Annotated in this window: 6 protein-coding genes; all 6 read right to left on the minus strand. The window is 73.0% G+C overall.

Going from position 1 to position 6,247, the window contains the following annotated elements; genetic code table 11:
* Positions 1-1,275 (minus strand): NAD(P)/FAD-dependent oxidoreductase (locus EF903_RS26970; protein WP_148142580.1); only part of this gene is annotated, 1,275 nt, incomplete at its 3' end.
* Entirely contained in the window at positions 1,272-2,990 is a 1,719-nt protein-coding gene (locus tag EF903_RS35975; protein ID WP_125547462.1) for an ABC transporter ATP-binding protein, read from the minus strand. The genes EF903_RS35975 and EF903_RS26970, both read right to left, overlap by 4 nt.
* Positions 2,991-3,056: 66 nt before the next feature.
* Positions 3,057-3,776: a class I SAM-dependent methyltransferase gene (locus tag EF903_RS34355; RefSeq protein WP_221888781.1), complete on the minus strand. Its 720-nt coding sequence runs from the start codon at positions 3,774-3,776 to the stop codon at positions 3,057-3,059.
* Positions 3,773-4,318, minus strand: coding sequence for a hypothetical protein (locus EF903_RS34360; RefSeq protein ID WP_185902838.1), 546 nt, complete (start codon positions 4,316-4,318; stop codon positions 3,773-3,775). The genes EF903_RS34355 and EF903_RS34360 overlap by 4 nt, the downstream gene beginning before the upstream one ends.
* Positions 4,315-5,331, minus strand: coding sequence for an alpha/beta fold hydrolase (locus tag EF903_RS34365; RefSeq protein ID WP_185902839.1), 1,017 nt, complete (start codon positions 5,329-5,331; stop codon positions 4,315-4,317). Before EF903_RS34365 ends, EF903_RS34360 begins: the two co-directional genes overlap by 4 nt.
* On the minus strand, positions 5,328-6,164 hold the full coding sequence (locus EF903_RS34370; protein WP_185902840.1) for a hypothetical protein: 837 nt from the start codon (positions 6,162-6,164) through the stop codon (positions 5,328-5,330). Before EF903_RS34370 ends, EF903_RS34365 begins: the two co-directional genes overlap by 4 nt.
* Between the last annotated feature and the right edge of the window lie 83 nt (positions 6,165-6,247).

The following is a 6,247-nucleotide window of genomic DNA, read 5'->3' on the forward strand; positions in this document are numbered from 1 at the left end:
TACGCGCCCGGCTTCACGGACACCGTCATCGCCTCCCGGGGCATGTCGGCCGCCGACGTAGTTGGGGTTGTACGCCTCGTACGCGGCGGCCGACATGCCCCGGGAGGCGATGACGGTGTCCGTGAAGCCGGGCGCGTACGCCTCGATGCGGGTGCGGATGAGGTCGACGGGGTCGCGGGTGTCGCCGTGGGGGACGTGCGCGTACGCCCATACGGGCCGCCTGGATCCGGCGGCGCGGGTGGGGTCGGTGACCGCGGGGTCGACGACGAGGACGAACGGGTCGGGGACGCGCCGGCCGGCCGCGGTCGCGTTCTCCTGCCGGACGATGTCGGCGTGGGTGCCGCCCAGGTGCACGGTGCCGGCCCGGCCCACGAGGGGATTCGCCCAGGGGATGGGGCCGTCGACCAGGAAGTCCGCCTTGGCCGCGCCGGGCCCGTAGCGGAAGCGGGCGAGGGCGCGCCGGTAGCGGTCGGGGAGGCGGGAGCCGGCGAGGCCGAGGAACTCCTTGGGGCTGACGTCGAGCAGGACCAGCGGGACGTCGCCGAGTTCCGACAGGTCGCGGACGTGCCATCCGGTGTGGAAGGTGCCGCCGTGCGCGGTGATGTCGGCCGCCAGGGCGTCGGCGATCCGGGCGCTGCCGCCCTCGGGAAGCGGCCAGCCGCTGCTGTGCGCGGTGTGGCCGAGGAGCATCGCGACCGCCGCCGACGCCGGGGAGGGCAGGCGGCCCACGGCGTGGGCGGCCACGCCGGTGAGGAGCGCCCTGGCCTCCTCGGTGCGGAACGCGGCGATGCCCGTCATGTGTGCCAGGACGCGTGTCGCGAACCGCACGGCGGTCGCCGGGTCGCGGGGCAGGGTGCGCTGGTCGGAGAGGACCAGGTCGACGACCGACCGGGAGCGGGCGACCAGGGGTCCCATGAGGCGGGTCCAGCGGTCCGCGTCCGCGCCGAGGTGGGCGGCGGTGCGGGTGACGCTGCGCCAGGCGGCGGCCGCGCCTCCGTCCGGCAGGGGGTGGGCGTAGGGGATGTCGGGCTGGAGCAGGCGGACGCCGCGGGCCTGGAGGTCGAACCGGCGGAAGAAGGCGGAGGCGGCGGCCATCGGGTGCACGGCGGAGCAGATGTCGTGCACCACGTCGGTGTCGAACAGGGGCGCGCTGCGCAGGCCGCCGCCGATGGTGTCGGCCTTCTCGAACAGGGCCACCTTCAGGCCCGCCCGGGCGAGGGTGACGGCGGCGGCCAGGCCGTTCGGGCCCGTGCCGACGATCGCTGCGTCGGTCATGCGGCGGCCCCCACGGGGGCGAGCTGGCCTTCGGCCAGGCGCCGGTAGGTGGAGTCGCGCTCCATCAGCTCGGCGTGGGTGCCGCTGGCCCGCAGGCGTCCGTCCTCGATGACGAGGATGCGGTCGGCGCCGATGGTGGTGGACAGGCGGTGCGCGATGGCGAGGACCTGGCACCGGGTGCTGATCTCGGTGATGGCGTCGCGCAGGGCCCGCTCGGAGTCGGAGTCGAGGTGGGAGGTGGCCTCGTCGAGCAGGAGGACGTCGGGGCGGGTGAGCAGGGCGCGGGCGATGGCGAGGCGCTGGCGCTGGCCGCCGGAGAGGCCGCTGCCGCCTTCGCCGAGCCGGGTGTCGAGGCCGTCGGGCAGGGCGTCGACGACGTCCGTCAGGTGGGCCGCGGCCACGGCCCGGGCGATGTCGTCCTCGCCGGCGTCCGGGCAGGCGTAGGTGAGGTTCTCCCGGACCGTGCCGCGCAGCAGCGGGGCGTCCTGTTCGACGAGGCCGATGCGGGAGCGCAGGAGGTCCAGGGGCATGGCCGCGGTGGGGGTGCCCGAGAGGCGGATGGTTCCGCTGTCGGGGGTGTGGAAGCGTTCGATGAGCTGGAAGAGGGTGGTCTTTCCGGCGCCGGAGGGGCCGACGATGGCGGTGACGCCGGTGGCGGGCAGGGAGAAGGAGACGCCGTTCGTGGCGGGGGCGGCGCCGCCTTCGTAGGTGAAGGAGACGTCCTCGAACTCGACCGCGGGCCGGCCGGGGACGGTGGCGCGGGGCGCTGCGGTGCCGTCCGGCTCCTGTTCGATCGCGGCCAGTTCCCGGACGCGGTCGATGGCGGCCCGGCCCTGCTGGAACTCCCCGAGCGACATGAAGAACGTCACGAGGGGGGCGACCAGGTAGAAGAGGTACATGATGAACGCGGTCAGGTCCTGGGGCGGGAGGCTGCCGGTGGCGGTGCGCGCCATGCCCCAGGTGATGACGACGGCGAGGGAGACCTGGGTGCCGACGTTCATGGCGGGCATGAGCAGCGCCGACAGGCGGGTGACGCGGATGCCGCTGGTGCGGGCGGCTTCGGCGAGGCCGCCGAGGTGCTCGGCTTCGCGCCGCTCGGCCCGCGACGCCTTGACGGTGGTCAGGGCGCCGAGGACGCGCAGGAGCCCGGAGCCGTAGGCGCTGGTGTCCTCGCGGTTGGTGACGGCCGCCTTGCGGACGGCGCGGGCGACGGTGAGCGCGATCGCGCTGGCGGCGCCGAGGCACCCCACGGTGACGAGGAGCATCTTCCAGTCGATCCAGGCCATGACGGCGACGCAGCCGAGGGCGGTGAACCCGGAGGTGACGATCTGGGCGGCGGAGGAGGAGAGGGCGACGCGGGCGAGCGAGGTGTCCGCGACGGTGCGGGTGAACACGTCTCCGTGTTCCAGGCGGTCGAACGCCGGGATGCGGGAGTGGAGCAGCCGGCCGGTGAGGGTGGTCCGCATGTCGAGGACGATATTCTCGCCGGCGCGGCCGATCAGGTAGAAGTGCGCGGCGGCCAGGGCCGCGTCGGCGAGGAAGAGGGCCGCGATGCTGACGATCGGCCAGGTGGTGGGCGCGTCCGTGGCGACGGCTTCGATGAGCCGGCCTATGAGCAGGGGCTGCAGCAGGGTGGCCGCGGTGCCCGCCAGGCCGAGGACGACGCCGGCGGCCAGGAGCAGCCGGTGCCCACGGACGATCTTGGATATGTTCACTCGTCAGCCCTCATTCGGAAAGAAGATCGCGTCGCGTCGTGTTGCCTTGGAGCCGGCCCGGGCCGGTCACCCGTCGGCGCGGGCGGTGTACCAGTCGTAGGGCTCGTGCTCGCCGGCCGGGACGACGTCCTCGACGGTGAAGCCGGCGCGGGCCAGGCAGGCCTCGACCTCGTCCCGTTCGATGAGGAGGACCTGCTCGCCGAAGGCCACGGGAGCCTTGCCGTCCTCGTCGATGCGGGTGTCCATGGTGAGGATGTCCGCGTCGTCGAGGGTGACGGTGAAGGTGGTGGTGCCGGGGCGGTCGGGGGTCGGCACGGTCAGGGTGTGCAGGGCGGCGAGGGGCCGGTAGGTGGTGGTGGAGTAGTACTCCAGGCAGAGGGCGGCGCCCGGCTCCAGGGTCTGCCGTACGTGGGTCAGGGCGCGGGTCAGTTCGCCGCGCGAGGACACGCATGCCAGGGATCCCATGGTGGAGTACGCGGCGGTGAAGGTGCCGGCGAGCGGGAGGGGGTGGCGGAAGTCGGCCCGGACCAGTGCGACGTTGCCGGGGAGGCCCTTGGCGCGGAACTGCTCCAGCATCGGCTCGGAGTTGTCGACGCCGGTGACGTGGGCGGCGATCGCCGCGACGGGGGCGGCGATGCGGCCGGTGCCCACGCCGATCTCGAGGACGCGGCCGCCGGCGACGTGGGGCCGGAGCCGGTCCACGGCCTCCGCGGTGGGCATGGCGGGGGCGATCAGCGTGTCGTACACGGATGCCACGGCGGTGCCGTACTGCACGTCCCGGGTCACCGGTTCACCTCTTCGTAGTCGAAGACCATGTCGTACTTGGGGTCCTCGCTGTGGTCGTAGCCGGAGTAGCGGACGAGCATCACCTGGAAGAGGGGGTAGCCCGGTTCGGGGGTGAGGCGCTGCCGCACGAACTCGTTGATGAGGCGGTAGGCCCCCTCCTTGGCCTCCCGGTGCAGCGGTGTCATCGCGCCGGGGTTGTGGAGGAGGGTGGAGGCCACGTCGAAGATGGCCTTCTCGATGCGGCGGCCGGGGAACCAGAAGGCGTGGACGAGCTTGCGCGGGGCGATGGAGTACACCTCGCGCCACTCGGTGTGCTCCGACTTGTCGGCGGTGGCCAGCCGGTACAGGAAGTGCTGGTCGTCGACCGCCGGGTTGGGGGCGAAGAAGCGCCAGTTCGGGATGAGGATGCCGGTCCCGGTCTTGTCGGCCTTGCGGAGCTTGTCGTAGCTGCGGTCGGGGTGCTGGCTGAGGACGGAGGCGACGAACCATCCGGCGAGGATGGCCGGCACCGCCTGCTGCACCACGGTCTTCGCCTTGCTCATGCCGCTTCCCTCCGGTCCGGGTCGTCCTCGCCGCGGCGGGCGGCGGTGTCTGCGACCGCCTGCTCGATCGCCTTGGCGGTGTGGGGGGTGTGTTCCATTCCGCCGGTCAGGGAGACGTGGGTGGATCCGGGGATGGTGACGACGCCGCCGCCGTCGCCGGATGCGACGTACTCCTCGTACAGGTCGTGGTGTTCGGGGATGTCCCGTACCGTCGATTCGGCGGCGACCACCCACACCGGCACGCCCAGGCGGTCGAGCGGGCGGCCGCCGTCGAGCATGAAGGCGTAGGAGTAGTTCCACTCCCTCAGGGCGGCGCGCCAGGTGGAGGGGGCGGATCCCTCCAGGCGCAGTGCCCGGTGGTGGGGGCTGCCGGCCGCGAAGGCGAACATGCCCTTCTTGTCCAGCAGGAGTCCGCCGCCGAGGGTCGCGGACCAGGGGCCCAGCTTCATCGTCAGGTTGGCGGCGCGGGCGCCCTCGCGCTGCTTGCGGGAGTGGATGAGCTCCCGCGGGTGGTTGGGGTCGACGAGGACGACGCCGTCCACCCGGTCGGGGGCTGCGGCGGCGGCCCGGTGGGCGATGTAGCCGCCGAGCGAGTGCCCGGCGAGGACGCAGGCGCCGTCGGTGTCGACCCCGTCGGCGATGACCTGGAGGAGGTCGCCGACGGACTCGTTCAGCGAGTAGTCCTCGGGGCAGCGGCGCAGCGAGCTGCCGTAGCCGGCCCGGTCGTAGACGAGCACGGAGATCGACGGGTCGAGGAAGTCGGCGAGGAGCAGCCAGGAGGTGGCGGTGTTCATCAGCCCGGCCTCGCACACGAGGGTGGGGCCGCCCGGGGTTCCGCGGCGTACGTGGTACGTGATGATGTTGCCGGTGTCGCACCGGACGCGGCGGCGTTCGAAGCCGGCGTGGCGGCGGGTGCGGGTCACCAGTTCGGCGTAGCCCTGGTGGGCGATGCCGGCGGCGAGGCACGCCGCCAGGCCGGCGCCGGTGAGGCGGGGGAAGGTCAGGGGCTTCACGCCGCCTCCTTGGTGCCCTTGGCGAGTGCGCGGACGGACGGGTAGGTGGAGACGAACGCCCAGGCGAAGCGGGAGAGTCCCATGAAGCGGGCGTTGGCCAGGTGGAAGGCGCCCATGGCCGCCAGCCCGGCGTCCACGTATTTGCCCTTCTTCAGCAGCAGGAGGGGGAAGCCGCACTCCAGGGCCAGGACGGCGTGGCAGATGGCGCGGGACGCGGCGGGGTACTTCTCCAGCTTGTTGAAGAACCACTCGTCGCCGTAGGTCTGCGTGCGCATGATCTTGGCGAGGGCGTCGCCGGAGCGCCAGGCGTCGCCGGGGAGCTTGGCCCAGCCGGAGGCGCCGTACGACAGGACGGTCTGGGCGCCGATGAACTGGACCGCGGCGTTGCGGGTGGCGTCGCTGCCGCCCGCGCGGCCGAGGGCGGCGGCCGTCTGCACGAGGAAGGACACCTGGTCCGAGCCGTCGGTGCCGAACAGGTGGCGTGGGTAGACGACGAGCTGGCTGCCGACCAGGTAGGCGTTGGCGGCCATGCGTACGGAGTTGTTCCGCACCGGCGAGATCAGGACGGCCGCGGCCAGGACCCGAGAGGCGTGGATGGCCTGGGTGACCGGCTCCCGGGCGACGAAGTCCTTGACCGCCTGGGTGGCCTTCGTGCGGCCGGGAACCTGGGACCTGGTGTGGTTCCAGTCGTTCAGGCCGCCCGGCTGCCGGTCGGTCCTGCGGACGAGGTATTCGAGGCTGGACAGCAGGTGCGTGGCGGCGGACAGCCGTTCCGCTGTGGCGAGCGGGTGCGCGCACGCCGCTTCAGCGACTCGGCGGAGACGTGACAGCATGATCTGTTCCTGATCGCAGCATGGGTGGGTGGAGGGCCTGGCGGGCCGGACAGCCGGGCGGCCTGAACGACTGGAACCACACC

Origin of the sequence: Streptomyces sp. WAC05292, assembly GCF_003949955.1 — a bacterium.
GTDB classification, from domain to species: domain Bacteria; phylum Actinomycetota; class Actinomycetes; order Streptomycetales; family Streptomycetaceae; genus Streptomyces; species Streptomyces globosus.

What these genes read in the sequence shown, in the direction of transcription:
- EF903_RS34370 (WP_185902840.1), bottom strand. Translation starts at nt 6,164, where the DNA reads ATGCTGTCACGTCTCCGCCGAGTCGCTGAAGCGGCGTGCGCGCACCCG.
- EF903_RS34360 (WP_185902838.1), bottom strand. Translation starts at nt 4,318, where the DNA reads ATGAGCAAGGCGAAGACCGTGGTGCAGCAGGCGGTGCCGGCCATCCTC.